20 protein-coding genes are annotated in these 20,768 nt (G+C 62.7%); 2 read left to right on the top strand and 18 right to left on the bottom strand.

Translation table 11 applies throughout. The features are described from left to right. Positions 1–106 precede the first annotated feature (106 nt). The gene (locus tag F8C90_RS03575; protein ID WP_246155769.1) at positions 107–1,345 is read right to left on the bottom strand and encodes a SulP family inorganic anion transporter; all 1,239 of its coding nucleotides are present in this window, start codon (positions 1,343–1,345) and stop codon (positions 107–109) included. Positions 1,346–1,553: 208 nt separating this feature from the next. On the opposite strand from F8C90_RS03575, the gene bsh reads away from it, so the two are divergent. Next, the gene (gene bsh / locus F8C90_RS03570; RefSeq protein WP_158049077.1) at positions 1,554–2,504 is read left to right on the top strand and encodes a choloylglycine hydrolase; all 951 of its coding nucleotides are present in this window, start codon (positions 1,554–1,556) and stop codon (positions 2,502–2,504) included. A gap of 38 nt (positions 2,505–2,542) precedes the next feature. Here the strand turns inward: bsh and F8C90_RS03565 are convergent, their stop codons facing one another. Further along, positions 2,543–3,586 carry an asparaginase gene (locus tag F8C90_RS03565; RefSeq protein ID WP_158049076.1) on the bottom strand — a complete coding sequence of 348 codons (1,044 nt, stop codon included), beginning with the start codon at positions 3,584–3,586 and terminating at the stop codon, positions 2,543–2,545. A 381-nt stretch (positions 3,587–3,967) separates the two neighbouring features. Between F8C90_RS03565 and F8C90_RS03560 the strand changes: the two genes are divergently transcribed. After that, a complete protein-coding gene (locus tag F8C90_RS03560) occupies positions 3,968–4,990 on the top strand; it encodes a DUF262 domain-containing protein (protein ID WP_170264525.1) in 1,023 nt (340 codons plus the stop codon). Between the two features lie 168 nt (positions 4,991–5,158). Here F8C90_RS03560 and F8C90_RS03555 read toward each other — a convergent pair whose 3' ends face one another. The 16 genes from F8C90_RS03555 to hisG all read right to left on the bottom strand — a co-directional run bounded on the left by F8C90_RS03555 (position 5,159) and on the right by hisG (position 20,314). Further along, positions 5,159–6,379, bottom strand: coding sequence for an LL-diaminopimelate aminotransferase (locus F8C90_RS03555; protein ID WP_158049074.1), 1,221 nt, complete (start codon positions 6,377–6,379; stop codon positions 5,159–5,161). Positions 6,380–6,646: 267 nt separating this feature from the next. Then, positions 6,647–7,069, bottom strand: coding sequence for a potassium channel family protein (locus F8C90_RS03550; RefSeq protein ID WP_158049073.1), 423 nt, complete (start codon positions 7,067–7,069; stop codon positions 6,647–6,649). Beyond that, positions 7,066–8,469: a chloride channel protein gene (locus F8C90_RS03545; protein WP_158049072.1), complete on the bottom strand. Its 1,404-nt coding sequence runs from the start codon at positions 8,467–8,469 to the stop codon at positions 7,066–7,068. The genes F8C90_RS03550 and F8C90_RS03545 overlap by 4 nt, the downstream gene beginning before the upstream one ends. 250 nt (positions 8,470–8,719) lie before the next feature. Next, a complete protein-coding gene (gene aroF / locus F8C90_RS03540) occupies positions 8,720–9,526 on the bottom strand; it encodes a 3-deoxy-7-phosphoheptulonate synthase (RefSeq protein ID WP_158049071.1) in 807 nt (268 codons plus the stop codon). Next, positions 9,523–9,804, bottom strand: coding sequence for a chorismate mutase (locus tag F8C90_RS03535; protein ID WP_158049070.1), 282 nt, complete (start codon positions 9,802–9,804; stop codon positions 9,523–9,525). The genes aroF and F8C90_RS03535 overlap by 4 nt, the downstream gene beginning before the upstream one ends. Before the next feature lie 212 nt (positions 9,805–10,016). Further along, positions 10,017–10,865 (bottom strand): radical SAM protein, encoded by an 849-nt coding sequence (locus tag F8C90_RS03530; protein WP_211361005.1) that lies wholly within the window; start codon positions 10,863–10,865, stop codon positions 10,017–10,019. A gap of 484 nt (positions 10,866–11,349) precedes the next feature. After that, positions 11,350–11,676, bottom strand: a complete 327-nt coding sequence (locus F8C90_RS03525; protein WP_158049068.1) for a hypothetical protein — start codon at positions 11,674–11,676, stop codon at positions 11,350–11,352. 7 nt (positions 11,677–11,683) lie between these two features. Beyond that, positions 11,684–12,649 carry an undecaprenyl-diphosphate phosphatase gene (locus F8C90_RS03520; protein WP_158049067.1) on the bottom strand — a complete coding sequence of 322 codons (966 nt, stop codon included), beginning with the start codon at positions 12,647–12,649 and terminating at the stop codon, positions 11,684–11,686. Between the two features lie 126 nt (positions 12,650–12,775). After that, positions 12,776–13,105: a phosphoribosyl-AMP cyclohydrolase gene (gene hisI / locus F8C90_RS03515; protein ID WP_158049066.1), complete on the bottom strand. Its 330-nt coding sequence runs from the start codon at positions 13,103–13,105 to the stop codon at positions 12,776–12,778. Positions 13,106–13,153: 48 nt separating this feature from the next. Further along, a complete protein-coding gene (gene hisF / locus F8C90_RS03510; protein ID WP_158049065.1) occupies positions 13,154–13,918 on the bottom strand; it encodes an imidazole glycerol phosphate synthase subunit HisF in 765 nt (254 codons plus the stop codon). A 3-nt stretch (positions 13,919–13,921) separates the two neighbouring features. Then, positions 13,922–14,659: a 1-(5-phosphoribosyl)-5-[(5-phosphoribosylamino)methylideneamino]imidazole-4-carboxamide isomerase gene (hisA, locus tag F8C90_RS03505; protein WP_158049064.1), complete on the bottom strand. Its 738-nt coding sequence runs from the start codon at positions 14,657–14,659 to the stop codon at positions 13,922–13,924. Positions 14,660–14,697: 38 nt separating this feature from the next. After that, on the bottom strand, positions 14,698–15,567 hold the full coding sequence (locus F8C90_RS03500) for an imidazole glycerol phosphate synthase subunit HisH (RefSeq protein ID WP_158049063.1): 870 nt from the start codon (positions 15,565–15,567) through the stop codon (positions 14,698–14,700). A 9-nt stretch (positions 15,568–15,576) separates the two neighbouring features. Then, on the bottom strand, positions 15,577–16,170 hold the full coding sequence (hisB, locus tag F8C90_RS03495; RefSeq protein ID WP_158049062.1) for an imidazoleglycerol-phosphate dehydratase HisB: 594 nt from the start codon (positions 16,168–16,170) through the stop codon (positions 15,577–15,579). A 12-nt stretch (positions 16,171–16,182) separates the two neighbouring features. After that, positions 16,183–17,241: a histidinol-phosphate transaminase gene (gene hisC, locus F8C90_RS03490; protein ID WP_246155770.1), complete on the bottom strand. Its 1,059-nt coding sequence runs from the start codon at positions 17,239–17,241 to the stop codon at positions 16,183–16,185. A 1-nt stretch (position 17,242) separates the two neighbouring features. Further along, on the bottom strand, positions 17,243–18,568 hold the full coding sequence (gene hisD, locus F8C90_RS03485; RefSeq protein ID WP_158049061.1) for a histidinol dehydrogenase: 1,326 nt from the start codon (positions 18,566–18,568) through the stop codon (positions 17,243–17,245). A gap of 48 nt (positions 18,569–18,616) precedes the next feature. Beyond that, positions 18,617–20,314 (bottom strand): ATP phosphoribosyltransferase, encoded by a 1,698-nt coding sequence (gene hisG / locus F8C90_RS03480; protein ID WP_158049060.1) that lies wholly within the window; start codon positions 20,312–20,314, stop codon positions 18,617–18,619. Positions 20,315–20,768 lie beyond the last annotated feature (454 nt).

The raw sequence follows: 20,768 nt of genomic DNA, 5'->3' as shown, positions 1-20,768 counted from the left end.
GCTTTGACCTGGGAATATTATATCAAATCGATAACATTTCCGCAGGTCGGGGGATGGATTGTACGGCGTGCGGCGTGCTGTCGGCCACGAATTAATCAGCGTTTCCCTAGGCTGCGGCCTTCGCGCCCTTCGCGGCATCCTCGGCTGTAATCAGTTCACGCGCGTGCGTGATGGTGTCGTCGATGTTCGGGCGGAAGTGCTCCTCGCCCACCAAATCGACGAACCCTGCGCGGCGCATGGTCTTTACGGGCTGTTCATTGGCGTGGCTGAAGATGAGCTTCACGCCGTTTTCCTTGCAGTAGTCGTAGAGGTTCTCGAGCGCGTTCATTCCCGACGAGTCGAGCGATGGCACGCCGCGCATACGGATGATCAGGTATTTCGTGAACTCCTTCACCGAGATGTCGGTAATGCGGTCGGTCATGCCGAAAAACATCGGGCCGTTGATCTCGTACACGCGCACGCTTTTGGGCAGCTCGCGCAAGTGCGTGACCTCGGAATCGGCGTCGCAGTAGTATTTCCAGCCTTTGACCTCGGTTTCCTCGGAGACCATCTTCATGAACAGCACCACGGTGATGAGCATGCCGACAGCGATTGCCGTCACCAGGTCGAACACGATGGTGAGCGTGAACGTGAGCAAAAGCGTGGCAACCGCGCCCTTCGATGCCGTGTGGCACAGGTGCGCGAAGTTGCGCCAACCGCTCATGTTGTAGGCGACCTGCAGCAGGATTGCCGCGATGGTGGGCATGGGGATAAGCGCTGCGTACGGCATGAGGAACACGAGCACTGCGGGCAGGACCAGCGCGTGCATCATGCCTGTGATCGGCGTGCGCCCGCCGCTCTTCATGTTGGCTGCCGTGCGTGCGATGGCGCCTGTCGCGGGGATGCCGCCGAAAAGCACCGAGCCCAGGTTGCCGACGCCTTGGGCCACAAGCTCCATGTTGCAGCGATGGTGAGAGCTGATCATCGAGTCTGCGACGACGCATGAGAGCAGCGACTCGATAGCGGCCAGGATGGCGATGGTGATGCCGTTAGGAAGCTGGTCGCGCAGCAAATCGATTGAGAGCTGAGGCACGTGCAACTCGGGCAAGCCGGCGTTGATGGTGTGCAAATTGCCGATGGTGCTCACGTTCATGCCGAATAGGGGCACCATGGTCATGCCCACGATGACAGCGGCAAGCGAGCTGGGCACCTTTGCTCCCATCGTGCCCAATCGCGGCCATAAAAACAGCACCGCCAGGCACACCGCGCCCACCACGAGCGCCTGCCTTCCCGAGACGAGCTTTCCTATGCGTTTTCTCCCTATGCGCTCGTTCTTCGGGGCGCCACCTGCCCCCTTCCTCGCCATGTCATGTCCACGAGTTCTGCGGGCTGCTGTCTGCCGTCTGTCGCGTTTCCCCCGCAATTTGTTGGCTGCGCGGCGTTTTGGTGACCAAATGGCAACGATGGGAAGCTCCCGGTTGTCCTTCGAATGATGTGGTCGCACAATGACATAGAAGAAATGTCCACCCGACGCGGGCGGGCGCGAACGGACAAGCTTCACGGAAGGATGCGATATGTGCACGGGAATCAGATTCAGCGACGGCGAGGGCAACATGTATCTGGCGCGCAATCTCGATTGGAGCACGCGCTACGGTGAGCGTGTGGTGGTGACGCCCGCGGGCTTTCCGCTCCCCTACTCCTTCCTCGATGATGCGCCGGCGGCGCACGCCGTGATCGGCATGGCGGTGGTGCTCGACAACTACCCGCTCTATTTCGATTGCGGAAACGATGCGGGCCTGGGCGTTGCCGGCTTGAACTTCCCCGGGTTCGCCGAATATTCCAAGGGACCTATCGATGGGAAGACGAACATTGCCGCTTACGAGTTCCCCGTGTGGGTCGCAGCCAACTTCTCTACGGTCGATGAAGTGGAGGCGGCCCTCGCGAACGCGAACATCGTTGCGAAGCCGGTGAGCGACCAGCTCGGCGTGTCGATGCTGCACTGGATTGTCGGTGATGGCACGCGCTCGATCGTGATCGAGCAGATGGCCGACGGCCCGCATGTGATGGACAACCCGGTCGATACGCTGGCGAACCAGCCCGAGTTCACCTGGCATATGACGAACCTGCGCACGTATATCACGGCAACGGGCGACTTCCCCGCTGCTGCGACCTGGGGTCGCGCCGAGCTTACCCCCTTCGGCGCAGGCGCCGGTGCGCGCGGCATCCCGGGCGATTCCTATTCCCCTTCGCGTTTCGTGAAGGCGGCGTTCTTGAACGCGAACTATCCGCAAAAGGCCAGCGAATGGGAAAACGTGCTGCGCGCGTTCCATACGCTTGGGAGCGTGGCGATGGTGGAAGGCTCGGCGGCGATGGCCGACGGCGCCTTCGAGCGCACGCTCTACACGGGGTGCTACTCGGCGCGTACGAAGACGTACTACTACTCGACCGACGACGACCCCTCCATCAAAAGCGTTGCGCTTGCCGACTGCAATGCGGGCGACGTGAGCAAACTTTTCGTTGCCTAAGTAGTGCGCGAGGCGGTGCGCCGCCTCGCGCTTTCTATCTACTCGAACGGCGAGCGATCGTGGTTGATCTCGCAGTTGAACAGGTGCTCCACCTCTGCCACGTCGCGGGTTTGCCCGAGCGCCCACATGGTCTTTGCAACGATCGCCTCGGGGGTCATGTCGGCGCCGCGCAAGATGCCCGGATGGTTCGCATACGCGCGGCCAACCTCGTAAACTCCCAGGTCCAGCCCCTCTTCAGGAACCTGCGTCGTCATGACGGCGATGCGCCCCGAATCGACCCATGAATAGATAGCGTCCTGAAAACATGGGCCGGTCTCGCCTTGTTCGGGAATGCCCCCGATGCCGAACGTTTCTAAGATGACCGCGTCATAAGACGGCGCCAAAGCCGAGAAGATCCGCGAATCGAGTCCGGGCGTGAGTTTCAGCGCGAACACGCGCGGGTCGAGCTTGTCGTACACGACGGGGCGATCTGCTGTATGACCGCGTGACCCGTCCGCCTTCCTTGCATGCGCGAAAGGGGCGGAGCGCACGATGCGGTCGGTGCGGATATAGGCGAGCGGCGGGAAGTTCACGCTGGTGAAGGCGTTGAAGCTCATGGTGCGCTGCTTGCGCGCGCGGGTTCCCGCGATGACGATGCCGCCGAACGCGATCGACACGTCGCGCGCGTCGTCGTCGGTTGCGTACAGCACGCTTTGGTACAGGTTGAGCTTCGCGTCGGTGAAGGCGCTCGCCATGGGGCGCTGCGACCCGGTGAGCACGATGGGCTTGGGGCTGTGCTGGATGAGATACGACAGGGCTGCCGCGGTGTATGCCATGGTGTCGGTGCCGTGCAGCACCACGAACCCGTCGTAATCGTCGTAGCTTTCCATTATGGTGCGGGCGACGCGCAGCCAGTCGCTCGGGCGCATGTTGGTCGAGTCGATGTTCATGGCCTGTTTCACGTCGAGCGTGGCGAGGTCTGCCACCTCGGGAACGTACCTCGTCAGTTCCTCGCCTGAAAGCGCAGGCGACAAGCCATTCCCCTCTTCTTTCGATGCGATAGTGCCGCCTGTGGCGACAAGCAAGATGCGTTTCTTCGTCATGGTTGCTCCCCAATCTTTCGGTGCCGGGCGCGTTTCTGGTTGTTGCTTGACGGCCGGCGCGAGCAAGGGGACCCCTCGCGATGCATTTGCTCCCAGGCCGTCCTTCAAGCTCGCATTTGCGCCGTTTTCGAACATGGTTTTCTAGGATTGTACCTTATGGCTTCCTCGCACGCCTGTTGCTCCCCCATCAATGCCACTCTCTGTGCTCGATTTGCGGATTCTCCTGCTCAATCGAATTCGAGCATCTACTCATCCATAGGCGCCTGTCCTATAATCCTTCACGGTTTTTTGGGGCCGCACCCGCGGCGACGCTTCGGGTGCAAGATGGTGGCCGCGTCGAGGTCGGCACCTTGGGCGCGAAGTGGAGAAAGAGTTTTACGCATGCAAACCAAACAAGAGCTGTTCCTCGACCTTTTGGGAACGGAAGACACCCAGTTCGTCATCCCGGTGTACCAGCGCGTGTACTCCTGGGGCTTGCAGCAGTGCAAGGGGCTGTGGCAGGACATCAATCGCTCGGGCCGTACGGGCAACGCACACTTCATCGGCACGGTGCTCTATGCGCCCGACCGTTTCGCGAAGACGGCGCAGCATCAACTCGATGTGATCGACGGCCAGCAGCGCATGACCACGCTCACCATCGTGATCGCCGCGCTCGTGAAGTATCTACGCACGCACGGCGCGACCGCCGATGGCCTTACTGCCGACGATATCTCCGGCACGTTCCTCCACGTGAAGACGGGCGACGGTGCGGCGGCGAAGCTCATCCTGTCGCTAAACGATTGCCCGACACTTGAGGCGGTGGTGAACGCTACGCCGATGCCCGAGCGTCCCTCTGAGCGCATCACCGAGAACCTCGATTACTTCTACGGCGAGATGGAGAAGAGCGATTTCGAAGCCGACGTGCTGTGGGCGGGCATGAAGGTGCTCACGGTGATCGACGCGGAGCTCGACCGCGGCGACAACCCGCAGCTCATCTTCGAGAGCCTGAACGCGCGCGGTGTGCCGCTGACGACGGCCGACCTGGTGCGCAACTACCTGCTCATCGCTATGGATCACGATGAGCAGACGCGCCTGTACAAGGAATACTGGGAGCCGATTGAGGTCATGTTCGGCGACGACCCTGGCGCCGAGAAGCTCAACGCTGCCATCCGCACGTGGCTTTCCATCCGCTTCCCCAAGGTGCGCATCCACGATAAGAGCGAGACGTATTCCGTGTTCAAGACCTACATCGAGGACGAGCACGCGGGCACGCCCGAGGAGCTGCTTGACGAGCTGCGCGGCTTCTGCTTCATGTGGGCTGAGAACTACAACTTCCACGAGGTGAAAGAATTCCGCTGCATGAACTGGGCGAAGGGAAAGCGCCGCACGCTCGTTCCCGAGCGCGCAAGCCAAGGCGGGTTCTAGGGTAAGCGCTGCAGCCTGCGCGATCTGCCGCATAAGATGGAAGGAGCCTCGGGCACAATGCTCGAGGCTCCTTTTAGTTTTACCCCTAAGCTTTCGCGGGAAAAGCGCCTCCTGCGGCGGGTAGTGTTCTTTCCACCGCAGGAGGCTCGCTACGCCGCTCGACGTTCGCTATGCCATGAGCTTCTTGATGCGCTCCATGGCCTCGATGGTGGCGTCGGCGTCGCCGAAGGCGGTCAGGCGCACGTAGCCCTCGCCCGAGGGGCCGAAGCCCGCGCCCGGCGTGGTGATGATGTTCGCCTCGGTGAGCAGCTTGTCGAAAAACTCCCAGCTCCCCACGCCTTCAGGCGTCTTGCACCAGATGTAGGGGCTGTTCACGGCACCGTACACGGTGAATCCGGCGGCTTCGAGGCCTTCCTTGATCACGCGCGCGTTGTTGCGGTAGTACGCAAGCGTCTCCTCGATTTGGCGCTCGCCTTCCTCGGTGTAGATTGCCGCAGCGCCGCGCTGGATGATGTAGCTCGCGCCGTTGAACTTCGTGCACTGGCGGCGGTTCCACATGGCGTTCAGGCTCTGACCGTCGCGCTCGAGTTCCTTAGGCACCACAGTATAGCCGCAGCGCGCGCCGGTGAATCCTGCGGTCTTCGAGAACGAGCGGAACTCGATGGCGCAGGTCTTGGCGCCTTCCACCTCGTAGATGGAGTGAGGCACGCCCCCTTCGACGATGAAGCGCTCGTATGCCGCGTCGAACATGATGATCGAGCCGTTGGCGTTCGCGTAGTCGACCCACACCTTCAGCTGGTCGGCAGTGAGCACCGTGCCCGTGGGGTTGTTCGGGCTGCACAGGTAGATGACGTCCGCACGGCCCTCGGGAAGCGCAGGACAGAAGCCGTTTTCGGCGGTGGTGGGCATGTAGGTGATGTTCGTCCAGCGCTCGGCTTCGGCATCGTAGTCGCCCGCGCGGCCCGCCATCGCGTTGGAGTCGACGTAGACGGGGTATACCGGGTCGCAAACGGCGATGACGTTGTCGACATCGAGGATATCGCCGATGTTGCCGCAGTCCGACTTGGCGCCATCGGAGATGAAGATCTCGTCGTCGGCGATGTCGACCCCGCGTGCGTGGAAGTCCTTCTCCGCGATGACCGATCTCAGGAAGTCGTAGCCCTGCTCAGGGCCGTAGCCGTGGAAGGTCTCGGAGCGAGCCATGTCGTCGACTGCCGCGTGCATGGCCTCGATGACGGCAGGCGCGAGCGGGCGCGTCACGTCGCCGATGCCCATCTTGATGAGCTTTGCCTCGGAATGCGCCTCGGAATACGCTGCCGTGCGACGGGCGATCTCGGAGAAGAGATAGCTGCCTGGAAGTTTCTGGTAGTTCGGATTGACCTTAGCCACGAAAGTGCTCCTTGTCGTTTCGGTTCCTGCAAGCGGCGGATGCCGCGTCGCGCGGGCCGCCTTCGTGCCCACGCTTCTGTGTCGCCCTCCATTGTGCCGCAGATTGACCGACCGCGCGCGCGATTTAACGTTAACGCCAGTGATTTAACATCAGAAGAGCGTGGAGGCGGCGCTCCATCGTTCTCTCGTGGCAGTAAAAAGTCACCAGAACACGCGCAAATACAGCCACGTATGCTGAAAGGGCTGTATTTGCGCGTGTTCTTTTTGCTATTGCGTGCGGCGGTATTCCCTTACTCGCGCGGAGAACGCGGCCAGCTCCTCGGGGGTCATCTCGTCGAGTCGCTCGAGGTTGGCAGCGAAGTTGGCGAGCGTGCCCTCTTGGCGCGCCTTGATCGCGGTCGTGCAGTAGCTCACGACAACGCCGGTTAAGAGCGCGATGTAGAAAATGCTGAGGACACTGAGCACTACGGCTGCCACGCGCGCCACCGGCCCCGTCGCGTTCACGTCGCCGAATCCGATGGTCGACACTACTTCGAAAGAAAACCACGCCCCGTCGCCGAAGGTGAGGGTTTCGGGGTCGGCGAGCCATACCGCCGCTGAGCATATGAGGAAGGCTATCGCGAACACACAGGTGATCGGCCCGAACCCTGAGTGCCTCAGCACGTCCACGAGCATCCGGAAGTTTATCATTCGCCTGCCTCCTTGGTTTCTCGATTCGCGCGCCCCTCCCGTGCCGGGGTGCTCTCCCCCGTTGGAGCACTCTCCCCCGCCGAGCCCTCTCCCCGCGGCTTGGCGGGGGAGAGTGTCTTCGGCAAGGGGATCGCAGCTCCGATGGCCGCAGCCGCGATCGTGATGACGACGCCCTTCACGGGGAAGCACATGATCAGCAGCAACGCTGTCATCACGGGCTGGCGCATGACGGCTCCCATGCACCCCGCGGTGCACGCTGCCACGCACGACACAGGATCTGCGCCGGTGAGCAGGGAAAAGCCGTAGCCCATGCTCACGCCTGAGAAGATGAGCGGGAAGAAATGGCCCCCGCGCCAGCCCATCTGGATGCAGAACGGGGTGAGCGCGGCCTTTATGAGTCCGGTTACTATGAGCGCGCCCGCGCCGATTGCAAGGTAGCTATCCATCAGCAGGTGCGTTTGCGCCTCGCCCGCGAACATGGTGTAGGGCAGCGCCATGCCGCATACCGCGAGGACAATCCCGCCGAGCACGGCCTTCGCGACGGACCGCTCTCCCATGCGGCTTGCAAGTTTTCCCGATGCCCAGGTCGATGCGTGGAAGGACCATCCCGCGGCGCATCCGAGAAGGGCGGCGGGTATGACCAGCGCGGCTTCGAGCGCGCCCACTTTCATTCCTGTGAAGCGCGGCAGGCCCATTCCTCCCCCGAACACATCTCCGAGCAGCAGAAACGCCGCGAGCGCGCCCGCGATGGCGCACAGGTAGACGAAGGTTTTCTGCGCGCGCGGCAGCTTGATGTCGACGTCGTCTTTGCCGTCTTTCGGTGCGTCCGCCGTCCCTGCGAGCGGGGCCACGAAGCCGTACAAGGGGGCGGTGAACAGGGCGGTCAAGGCGGCTTGCGTGCCGATGGTGGTGAGTGCGCGGAAGTCGGCTCCGAAACGCCGCATCCTATCGCCGACCCAGGTGCAGAGCCCCGCGATCACGCCGGTGAGCCCGGCCTCGGGGCCGATCGACCCGCCGAACAGCAGCGGCAGAAGCGCCGCAAGCGAAAGTTTGCCGATGCCCTCGTAGCTATAGCGGCCGTCTTTCTTCACCTTACCCATGACGGCGGTGAGCTCTTCGGGGCGCGCGCCCGTTTTCTTGTCAAAGTACCCGATGAGTAGCCCGCCGACGATGCAGACGACGAGCGGATACGGTAGAAAGCCGAATGGCCCCTCCGCAAGCCCCGGCAGATGCGCATTAGCCGCCTGGCCGATGAGCGCGGGAAGCGTGGACCAGAAGAACTCGATCCCCTTGTCCATCAAGAAGAAGAACGCCCACACGAACGCGCCGGCAAGCGCGCCCGTCACGATGACGCACGCAAGGAAAAGCGCGCGGTTGATGGGTTTGGAAAAGTTGGTCATGCGGCTCCGATTTGTCGAGGGCGTCAAGGGCGAACGCGTGCCATTGTAGCATCCTCGTGGTATTAAGGAGAGGGGACCGCCTGGGAAGAGCATGCCTGCCTAGGGATTGCTCCCAGGCGCCCGATCATAGGGAAGGGCTCGGGTTTTCCGCATGCTTCGGGAACTCTTTACCGGCTCGCTTGTCCCCAAGGAGCGGGAAGACCGCTCGAGGCGGCCTTCCCGGTTGGTGTTATTTGCTGCGCGCGGTGCGCTAAACGATCTTCTTCCCGAAGACGGCAGCGAGTTCGCGCAGATCGGTAATAAGGTCGGTGAACTGGGCGGGCGTCAGCTGCTGCGGACCGTCGGAGAGGGCCGCGGGCGGGTTCGGGTGCACCTCGATCATGATCGAGTCGGCGCCGACCGCCACTGCTGCCCTTGCAAGTGCGGGCACGAGGTCGCGCACTCCGGCCGGGTGAGACACATCCACGCAGATAGGATAGAGGCTCTGCTTGTGGATGACGGGCACAGCCGAGATATCGAGCGTGAAGCGCGTCGCGGTCTCGAAGGTGCGCAGACCGCGCTCGCAGAGCACGACATTGTCGTTACCCGCCATGGTGATGTAGTCGGTCGCGGCGAGCCACTCGGCAATCGTCCCGGCGAAACCGCGCTTGAACAGCACCATCTTATGCGAATCCTTCGTCACCTTACCGATGTTCTTCAGCAGGCTGAAGTTCTGGAAGTTGCGCGCGCCCACCTGCAGGCCGTCGACGTAGGAATGGACCATCTCGCAGTGCTCGGAGTCCATGACTTCCGTGAGCGTTTTCAGGCCGTATTTCTCTCCCCCGGCCTTCATGATCTGCAGCGCTTCCTCACCAAGGCCCTGGAAGCTGTGCGGATTCGTGCGCGGTTTGAACGCGCCGCCGCGAATCCAGTGCAGGCCGAGACCCGCGATGCATTCGGCGACTTCGTTGAACTGCTCTTCGCTCTCGACGGAGCACGGGCCGGCGAAGATCGCGATCTCGTCGGTGCGCGTGCCGTAATCGGGAAGCTTTTGGGACACGGGTTTCACTTCGCTCATACGGACGGGGTCTCCTTCATAACCTTGAGAATCGCCTCGTAAATTTCGCGCAGGTTCTCGTTATACAAAGGTCCCTCGTTATAAGAATTGACGCGAGCGAAGATCTCCTCCTCGCGCTTGGGGTCATAAAGCCCCATGCGGGCTCCTGGTTTGAGTCCGCGGATTACGAGCGAATGACCTGCGCGCTTGTTCAGAAGCGCAACGATTTGCTGGTCGATTTCGTCGATCTTGGCGCGGTGCGCTTCGATTTCAGCAAGCGACTTGCTTTCTTCTGGCATTGACGTTCCTCTCATGCCTCATTGCTTTAACGAGAATCTGCCCTGATGGGGCCACTCGTGTGCTTGACATGATAGCAAAAGAGATGCCGCGGCTAACCCGAAAGCGGGTGAAATGGGGCGGCGAGCGGAAAAACCTAGCATTTGGATAGGCCTCGCGTGCCGCCCGCGCCCCTCGGTCACGCGCGAGCGCGCCACCTTCCCACGTGCCTCCGCTATAGCGCGCGGAAGCGGCTTCGGAGGAGCCTCATGTGCTCTTCGTTCATGATCTCAGCGCGTTGCTCCAGGTAGAGGACCATCTTTTCCTGGTCGCGCGGCAGCACACCATCGAAATGCACCATGTTGGTGTCGTGGCCGGCCTCGATGAAGGACGTGCACCCCGAAAGGCCTGCGATGAAGTCGCGAATCTCGAGCACGATCTCGCGTTCGGCTGCCGGGGTGAAGGCGCCCGATGCAACGTCTTGCGCGAGGTCGGCATTGTCGAACACGGTGAGCGTCATGATGTTGATGCGCAGCGGGTTGATGCGCGAGAAGACCTCGGCAGACGCGCGTGCCGCCTCGGAGCACTTTCCGGCGCCCGCTATGCCGGCCAGGTAGAAGAGCGTGTAGTCGATGCCGACCTTGCTGAGCCGCGCGCATTGCTGCTCCAGGTCAGCCGCAGTATGTGGCTTGCGCATGAACTTGAGCGCGGGATCGTAGGCGCTCTCGGCTCCGATGGAGAGCCCCTGCACCCCGAGGCGCGCCCAGGTTGCAAGGTCCTCGTCGGTCGCGGCCTTCACGTCCGCCACGCGACAAAAGCCCCCGATCGTCTTCACCTCAGGCAGTTTCTCGCGAATGCGCTCGAGCAGCGGTATGAGGATATCGCGCGGCATGCCGAAGGGGTTTCCGCCGTAGAGGTAGATGCGCGTGGGTCTGCGCACGTAGGAAGCGAGCTCGTCGAGGTCGGCCTCCACCTCTTCGCACGGTGCGGGTCGGTAGTCCTTCCCCGGCTTGCGGCACAGCGAGCAGAAACGGCAGCGGTTGTACGAGCAGCCGATTTCCGCCTGAAGGATTCCCGATGCCATCTCGTAAGGCAAACGATGCGGTGATTCGACGTAATGCATAAGGTCCTCCCAGCTCTTGAGGTAGTCCTGTGGCTTCCTGCGGCGGTGCGCTACCCGTCAGGTTCTCGCGGCCGACCCATGGGCCTTTCGACCTTTCGGCCATTCGGTCCCCTATGGCCGTCCCCTTTCATTCTGCTCCATGTTCGCGGTCGCGCGCAAGGAGGAATAAGCCCTCCACCTCTTCCCGATTCACATATCGGCGATTTCTGCCCACGACAGGGTGCTTTCTGGAGCAAACCCCCTAGTTCGTGGTCAACTGAGCGAGTTGTGCATCGATCTTTCTGAGAACAATTCAATTCGGGCTTTGCTGACCTGGGGTTTTATTTCAAGAAGGTGTTCCAGTCGGTCGTGAAGGGCTCTATCGAGCGAAAAAACGTCGCACAACTCGCCCAGTTGACCATCGACTTGGGGTTTGGCTCCATCCCCACTGCCAACTAGGGGTTTGCTACAAGCTCCACGACCTGATGCCGCGCACGGTGATGTCCTTCGCGCCGAAGAAGCTGCGAAGTCCCAGTTCAACTGTGTCGTCGTATTCCATCCCGCGCGCCACGAGGATGCTCCCCAGCTCGCCGTGAAGTTCGACGCAGCCCTTCGTGCGCAGTTTATCCGCCGCCGCGTCATCGAGAAACCGTGTGGCCACCTCCGACAGGTCGACGCAACAGCCGCACGCGCTTGCGTGCTCGATGGCGATATGTCGGAAGCCCTTTTTGCGCATGTACGTCGCGAGTTTGGGCGTATAGGCGATGCGAGGGATGTTCGGCTGGGATTGCATTGCGGCTTTACGGCAGCATGCCCATGGTCTCGAAGGCGAAGTAGGCAAGGACGAGCACGCCCACGATGATGCGGTAGATGCCGAAGGCGGTGAAGTCGTTCTTCTTGATGTAGCCCATGAGGAACTTGATCGAGATGATCGACATGACGAACGCGGACACGACGCCTACGACGAGCACGGCGACTTCGGTCGTGGTCATGGCGACGCCTGCGAGCACGAACTTCGCGGCCTTCACTGCGCCCCAGCCAAGCATTACGGGGATGGCCAGGAAAAACGTGAACTCCGCCGCCGCGGTGCGCGAGCAGCCGGCGAGCATGCCGCCGATGATTGTGGCCCCCGAGCGGCTTGTTCCCGGAATGATCGCGAGCACCTGGAAGAGGCCGATCTTGAGCGCGGTCTTCCAGTCAATGTCGTCGACGTCGGTGATCTTGAACAGCTGCTCTTCTGCGCGGGCATCGAGCTGCTCGCTTGTTGCGTGCGCCTGAGCGTCGACGCGGGCATGTTTGCCGCGCGGGCGCGGCCCGGAAAGCGCGAGTCCTGCGCGGGCCTCCTGAAAGCGACGATGGTTGCGGCGTTCGAGCACGATGAAGATGATGCCGTACAAAATGAGCATCGCGGCAACGCAGACCTTGTTGTAAAAATGCTCGTTTACCCAATCGTCAAGCGCGAATCCGAACACCGCAGCCGGAATGCACCCGATGACGACCATGCCCCACAGCCGCCAGGTGCTTTTGCGCTGCGCCGGCGTCTTCTTGAAGCTGAAAGGATTGAGCTTGTGGAAGTACATGATGATGACGGCGAGGATTGCGCCGATCTGGATGACTACGAGGAACAGGGCGAGGAACTGGTCTGATACCTGCAGTTTCACGAACTCGTCGATGAGGATCATGTGACCGGTTGACGAGATGGGCAGCCATTCGGTGATGCCCTCGACAATGCCCTCGAGCAGGGCTTTCAGGATTTCTATAATCATGTATGAGCTTTCGTGCGTGCGCGATGCGCTATTTGTCGCGCTCGGATAGGACTTATCGATTCTACCGAAGGTTGCCCTGTGTGCGGCGAAACAGCAAGAAGCGCACACACTGGCGAGCCCCGGGTCCTACCCCATCACGCGGTAGAAGCAGGTGGTGTTGCCCGTATGGCAGGCGGGGCCTGCGGGCTCCACCAGTGCGAGCAGGCAGTCGGCGTCGCAGTCGTAGCGCAGCTCGATGAGCGCTTGCGTGTTGCCGGACGTGCCGCCCTTGTGCCAAAGCTCCTGGCGGCTTCGCGAGAAGAACCAAGTCGTGCGCTCCTCCAGCGTGAGGCGCACGGATTCCGCGTTCATCCACGCCATCATGAGGACTTCGCGGGTCTTTACGTCCTGCACGATGCAGGGAATGAGGCCGGCTTCGTTGTAGGTTAGCTCGGGAATGCTGTCAATCACTGCCATGTATGTTAGTGTCCTTCCGGTTCGTGCGACACGCTTGTGACAAACACGTTACAGGCGCACGGGAATGCCCTGCGAGCGCATGTATTCCTTCACTTGGCGTACGGTCATCTCGCCGAAATGGAATACGCTTGCGGCAAGTACGGCGTCGGCTTCGCCCTCCAAAATACCCTCGGCGAAGTGCTCGATCTTGCCGACGCCGCCGCTCGCGATAACGGGAATGTTCACTGCGCGCGCCACGGTCCGCGTAAGGGCGCAGTCGAATCCGTCGCGGCTGCCGTCGCGGTCCATGCTCGTGAGCAGGATCTCGCCCGCGCCGCGCCGCGCCGCCTCTTGCGCCCACTCGACGGCGTCGATTCCCGTTGCCTTGCGGCCGCCGTGGACATAGACCTCCCACTTGTTGGGGTTGTCTGCCCGCTGCTTCGCGTCGATCGCGCAGAGGATCGCCTGCGTGCCGAACGCAGTTGCTGCCTGCGTGATGAGCTCGGGGTTCGCAACAGCGGCAGAGTTCACCGACACCTTGTCGGCGCCCGCCGCGATCATCTTGCGGATGTCGGCGACGCTTCTGAACCCGCCGCCGACGCAATAGGGCAGGTGCAGCTGCTCGGACGCGCGGCTGGCAAGTTCGACAGTGGTGGCGCGGTCGTCGCTCGTCGCCGTGATGTCGAGGAATATGACCTCGTCTGCGCGCTGCTCGTCATAGCGCTGTGCGAGCTCGATCGGGTCGCCCGCGTCGCGCAGATTCACGAAGTTCACGCCCTTGACGACGCGCCCGTCCTTTACGTCCATGCAGGGAATCACTCGCTTGGCAAGCATGGCCTACTCCTTCGTGGCCGCAGCGCAGGCCGCGACGCCTTCTTCAACCGTTAAGGTTCCTTCATATACCGCGCGCCCGGTGATGACGCCCTCGATGGAGGCTGCAACCGGTGCGAGGCGCTCGATGTCGGATACGCTCGCCACACCCCCGCTCGCGATGACGGGGTGCCCGAACGCCTCCGCCATCTGGACATATTCTCGCACGTCGAGTCCGGTCTGCATGCCGTCGCGTGCGATGTCGGTGTAGACGATGTGTTTGAAGCCCGCCTTGCCCATCTCGCGGGCCAGATCGCATGCCGCAACGTCCGAGCCCTCGATCCAACCTGAGACGGCGACTTCCCCGCCCTTCGCGTCGATGCCGGCGGTGAGCCTGTCTCCCCCTACGCGCTCCACAGCGGCGCGCGCGAGATCGGGGTCGTTCACGAGCGCGGTGCCGAGCACCATGCGAGCGGCACCGATGTCCGCGAGGCGCTCGAGGGTCTCGAGCGTGCGGATGCCGCCGCCGACCTCCACGGAAAGCGAGGTCTCCCGCACGATGCGCTCGACGATGGCGATGTTTTCGGGCACGCCTGTGCGCGCGCCGTCGAGGTCGACAACGTGAATCCAGGTGGCACCTTGGGCCTCGAACTTCCGTGCTTGGTCGACGGGGTCGTCGTTATAGACCGTCACCTGGGAATAGTCCCCTTTGGCGAGGCGCACGGCGCGGCCTTCCAGGATATCGATTGCAGGGAGAAGATACATGTCTCTGCGTTCCTTTCTGAAATCGGTGCAGCGACTGCTTAGCCGCGGGCAGCTATTGCCACGAAGTTCGCGAGCACGCGTGCGCCGGCATCGGAGCTTTTCTCGGGGTGGAACTGCACGCCGAAGGCGCATTCGCCAAATTGGACGGCGCTTGTGAACCGCACGCTGTGGGTGGTCTCGGCGATGGTGTGAGAACCTGTCGGCGCGATGTAGGAATGCGTGAAGTAGAAGTACTCGCCAGGCGCTATGCCGTCGAAGAGCGGGCAGGCGAAGGCGAGGTCGCATCCTGGCTGTGGGGTGGAGTCGGGGAAGGCGCCGCCCGCATTTTCCGAGCGAAGCGAGGAAAGTTCGGGTTCAGCCTGTCCCCCATCGAGCAGTGCGGCGGAGTCGGGGGAGGTGCCGCGCGCAGTTCCGCAGCGAAGCGAGGACTGTTTGAGCACGGCATTTCCCCCGACTCCGCCGCACGGAGGGACTGCGACCGCTTTCCCTCCCTCGTTACACGCAGGCATCTCGATCGTGTTCCACCCAACATGGGGCACTTTGAACGCTTTTCCTTGCGCATCGCATCGCGGCATGGCGACGACGGTACCCGGCAGAAGCCCCAGTCCGCACGCGGGGTTGCCTTCAGGCGCGCCTTCCACGCCGTGCTCGAACATCAGGTGTTCGCCGAGGCAGATTCCCAAAAAGGGGACGCCTGCGCGCACGCGGTCGCGAATGGCCTCCATCTGCCCGAGTTCGCACATCGTCGCCGCCGCGTCCGCGAAGGCCCCGACTCCCGGCAAGACGATGGCGTCCGCCTTGGCTATCTCGGACGCATCCGCCGTGATGAAGGCCTCGCCACCTGCGGCAATGAGGCCGCGCTCGACCGACTTCAGGTTGCCCTTCTGGTAATCGACTACCGCTATCATTCGCATCTCCTACAGAGCGCCTTTGGTCGTCGGCAGCGCATCGCCCATTCGCGGGTCGGCCTCGACGGCCTGGCGCATCGCGCGCGCCACCGCCTTGAACATGCCCTCGATCACGTGATGGGTGTTCTCCCCGGCAAGCTCGCGGATATGAAGCGTCACGCCCGCGTTTGCGGCGAAGGCGATGAAGAATTCCTTGGCGAGCGTCGCGTCGAAGGAGCCCACCATGACTGCCGGGACGTCGGCTTCCCAGAAGAGCTGGCCGCGGCCCGAGATATCGACCGCCGCCAGGATGAGGGCCTCGTCCATGGGCAGGGCGATTGAACCGAAACGCCTGATGCCGCGCTTGTCACCAAGCGCGCGTGCGAAGGCCTGGCCTGCAACGATGCCGACGTCTTCCACCGTGTGATGGCCGTCAACTTCCAGGTCGCCTTCGGCGCGCACCGACAGGTCGAACAGCCCATGGCGCCCGAAGGCAGTGAGCATGTGGTCGAAAAAGCCGATGCCGGTCTCGATGTCAGTCACGCCGGTGCCGTCGAGGTCGATTGACAGCTCGATGTCGGTTTCCTTCGTGGTACGTGCAATCCGTGCGGTCCGCTCGCTCATGTGCACCTCTTCCTACTTGTTCGCCACGATTTCCCGCAATGCGGCGAGAAACTCGTCGTTTTCTTTTTCGGTCCCTACCGATACGCGCAGGCAGTTCTCGAGCATCGGCGCATGGGAGAAGTCGCGCACGAGGATGCCGCGCGCATAGAGGGCCTCCCACACCTTGTCGGCGCCTTCGAGCTTGAACAGGATATAGTTCGAGTCCGAAGGATACACGGTTATCCCGGGCACCTTCCCCAGCTCTTCGAGCAGACGGTCGCGCTCGGAGATGATCGCCATGATGCCGTGCTCGAACTTCTGGCGCTCGGAGAACACCTCGCGTGCAATCGCCTGCGAGACGGCGTCGACCGAATACGGCTGGCGTACCTTCAAAAATTCGCGGATGACCTCGGCGTTTCCCAGAATGTAACCCATGCGGACACCCGCGAGCGAAAACGCCTTCGAGAACGTGCGCAGGATGAGCAGGTTCTTGTGCATTGCGAGGTAGGGGCGCATCGTCGTGCGGGAGAACTCGAAGTACGCCTCGTCGACCAGGACGAGCGCGTCGGTGGCGTCGAGGAGCTTTGCGAGGAACTCCTCGTTCGCGAGCTTGCCGGTGGGGTTGTTCGGGCTGGCCACGATGACGTAGTCGATGTCGCCTTGGCCGACGCGCTCAAGCACTGTCTCCTCGTCGATCGAGTAATCGACGAGGCGCGGAACGTCGATGACCTCGGTGCCCGTGAGGCGCGCGTTGGCCGCGTACACCGAGAACGTCGGCGGCAGGTTTAGGAACTTGCGTCCCGGCCCGCCCCAGGCGAGCGCGATGTTGAACAAAAGCTCGTCGCCGCCGTTGCCCAGAAGCACCTGGTCGCGGTCGAGCCCGTTCGCTTCGGCGATCATGTCGCGCAGATCGTTGGCCAATGGATCGGGGTAACGGTTCAAAGGAACCTTGCGAATGGCGCTGATGATCTTCTGGCGGATTTCGGTCTCCACGTCGCGCGGGTTCTCATTCGCGGAAAGATATGCCCTCGCGGGAAGGTACTTCGGGTCGTAGGGCACAAGCCCCTGCAGCTGAGGGGCGGACTGCCTCACGCTATTCAACGCTCTCACCTGCATCGACTTCGGTCGGCTTGCCAGCGAGCTCGTTGCAGCGCAGCTCGACGGACATCGCGTGCGCCCACAGGCCCTCGTGGCGAGCGATCGTCATGACGGAGTCGGCGTCGGTCGCGAGCGCTTCGGGGGTGTACTGGATGATGGACGACTTCTTCACGAACTCCTCGACTGAAAGCGGGCTTGCGTAGCGCGCGGTGCCGCCGGTGGGAAGCGTGTGGTTGGGGCCGGCCACATAGTCGCCGACCGCCTCCGGGGTCCACTCCCCCAAAAAGATTGCGCCCGCGTTCTTGATCGATCCGAGCAGGTCCATGGCGTTTTCCACATGCAGCTCGAGGTGCTCGGGGGCGATCACGTTCACCGCCTGGATTGCGGCCTTGCGATCGGGGCAGATGGTGATCAGGCCGTGGTCGTTGAGCGACGCCATGGTGATCTCCGCGCGCGTGGAGTGCTTCACGTGGCGCTCGATGGCAGCTTCGATCTGGTCGGCGTATTCCTCGGAGAAGGTGACGAGGTAGCAGGCGGCCAGGGGGTCGTGCTCGGCCTGGGCCATAAGGTCGATGGCGACGAGCGCGGGATCTGCCGTTTCATCAGCGACGACGCACACCTCAGAGGGGCCTGCGATCATGTCGATTCCCACATCGCCCGACACAATCTTCTTCGCGGCAGCGACGTAGGCGTTGCCGGGGCCGGTGATCTTGGCAACCGGCTCGATGGTCTCGGTGCCGTAGGCAAGAGCGCCGACAGCCTGGGCGCCACCGACCGAGTAGATCTCGGTCACGCCGGCGATCTTGCAGGCGGCGAGGATAGCGGAATCGAGCGAGCCGTCCTTGGACGGGGGCGTCACGCAGGCGATGCGCTCGACGCCCGCGACTGATGCGGGGATGGCGTTCATGAGCACGGTGGAGGGATAAAGCGCGCGTCCGCCAGGAACATAGATGCCTACGGATTCGAGCGGCGTCACCTTCGCGCCGACGATCGCCCCGTTCTCGCGCGTGGCGATCCAGCTCTGCTGCTTCTGACGCTCGTGGAACTCGCGAATCTGTTTGGCCGCATGCTCGAGCGCGGCGACCGTCTTTGCGTCGCATTGGGCTGCGGCGGCATCGATCGTCTCCTGCGGCACGCGGAAGTCTTCTACCTCGACGCCGTCGAACTTGGCGGTAAAGTCGCGCAGCGCCGCATCACCGCGCTCGCGCACCTCCTCGATGATCGAGGTCGCTGCGGCGATGGCGCCAGCGTTGAACGCTCCCGTGCGATTGATCTGCGAGCTTTTGAACTGCTCGCCTTCCTTCAGAATGACTCGACGCATGATGTGTTCCCTTCTTATATTGAAACGTCTCAGTGATTGGATGGTCGTTTACTCGTTTGCGCCCGCGTCCGCGTGCGGCTGATCGCTTCCGGCAATCACCGTCGCGTCCCACAGGCCTGCTTCGGCGCCCGCTCGCAGCTTGTCCGCGAGCTCGACCACGCGCGGGTCGGTGCGAAACGCACACGGGTTTGCGAAGAAGCGCGCCGTCGACGAGAGCACCTCGTCGACGATGACCAGGTTGTTCTCGCGAAGCGTGCGGCCCGTCGCCGTGATGTCGACGATCCGTTCGGAGAGACCCGTGAGCGGCCCGAGCTCGATGTTGCCGTGAAGCTTAACGATTTCGACCTGCTCGCCTTTCCTCGCGTAGTAGGACTCGGTGATGCGCGGGTACTTCGTGGCAACGCGGATTGAGCCGCAGGTCCGATAGTGCTCGGCGACGCGCTCGTTCGCCCTCTCGGGCTCGGCCACGATAAAGCGGCATGCACCGAATTTGAGGTCCACGAGCTCGACGGTGCCCGTTGCGGCTTCGAGCAGGGAATCTTCCCCGCAGATGCCGCAGTCAGCTGCTCCAAGCTCCACGAACACCGGGGCATCCGAGGGGCGCACGATGATGTACTCGACGCCGGGGTTGCGGATGATGAGCTGGCGCCCTGGGTCGGCGAGGCCCGTCGTGTCGAGGCCGCACGCCGAAAGGCACGCGATGGAGTCGGGGTTGAGCGAGCCTTTGGGCACGGCGATGCGCAGCGGACGCGCTTCTGCCTGCTGTTCGGCCGCGGCGGCGGCAAGCGCCTGATCGAGGTAGAACGCGAAGCCGGCGGCGGGACGGCTCTCGCCGTAGGCCCCGATCGTGTTGTCGTAGCGCCCGCCCGAACCGAGCGGTGCGCCGAGCGCGGGGGCGAAGGCGACGAACACGATGCCTGTGTAGTAGTCGAACGAGCTCATGACCGAGAAGTCGACGAAGATGCGATCGGCCAGACCCTTCTCGTCGAGCTGCTCGAGGGTCTGCTCGAGGTCGGCGAGGCCGTCCTGGCAGCCGAGCGGCGCAACCAGATCGCGCACGCGCGCGACCGCCTCGCGTCCGCCGCGAACGTTCGCGAGCTCGCGGATGGCCTGCGCGAAGACGGGAGCCACCCCCGCCTTCTGCGCGCCCGGTCCCGTGAGCTCGTCAAGCTTGACGAAGTTGCTGGCGTGATAGGCGGAAAGCACGCCCGACTTCCACGCCTCGTCGGCGCCGCATCCTGCGAGCAGGGCGCGCAGCACGCCCACTGTGGCGACCGAGATGCGGAAGTCCCCCACCCCGATCTGCTCGAGCGACTCGGCGAGCAAGGCGACTACCTCGGCGTCTGCGGCAGGGCCAGCCTCGCCGATGAGCTCGACGCCCACCTGCGTCATCTCGCGCGCTTCCGCTTGCGGACGGCCTTCTGCCTCGCGGAAGACGCGCTCTTGGTAGCGGAAGCGGAAAGGCCCTGGCTGCCCTGCGAGGCGCGTTGCGCACATGCGCGCGATCTGCAGCGTCACGTCGGGGCGCAGCGCGAGCAGGTCGCCGCGCGAGTCGAAAAGCTTGAACGGGGTCCCCGGCACGCGCCCGCCGGCGTTCATGACGTCCATGATCTCGAGCGTGGGCGTCTCCACGGGAACGTAGCCGTTTTTCGAGAGCAATTGCTGCACGTCGAACGCGGCTGCCTCGCGGCGCGCGGCCTCATCTGCTAAGATGTCGCGAAACCCCGAGGGCGTTGTGTAATTCACGGTCGTACCTTCTCCTTCGTCATCGTGCGGCAAGCTTGGCGACGCCTTTCCTCCGGTGAGGACCGGCGACGTGGCACCTTTCGCCCGTGTGCTGCGGCAACTCATTGTAAACGCTTGCAGCCTCTCGAATGTTGCGTTCACGTTACTTGCATCGTTTCGAGGCCTTGTGGTTTCTTCTTGCGCCTCTTTCGAACGGCTCACACTTTACCACAGTAGAGTGATAAAGCAAGCAGATTTTTTACGAGTAGTTCTTCAATCGCGTCCCGACCTTCGGTGCATCGAGGGCCATCGCCGGAGACCACTCCCCTTCTTCGCCGAAATTTTTGTCTGATGTGTGCAGGTTTTGCCGCGACCCGTCCGCTCATCGCCGTGTCGCTCTCTCGCCTCGCGTCTGCAGTCTCCATGGCACACAACGCTCAATCTACTTTGCCCATCCAGCTTGTCGCCTCAACCC

This window comes from Ellagibacter isourolithinifaciens (genome assembly GCF_008831035.1).
Lineage (GTDB): Bacteria > Actinomycetota > Coriobacteriia > Coriobacteriales > Eggerthellaceae > Ellagibacter > Ellagibacter isourolithinifaciens.
Note: the sequence above shows the minus strand (reverse complement) of the source record. Positions and strands in the feature narration are given on the sequence as shown.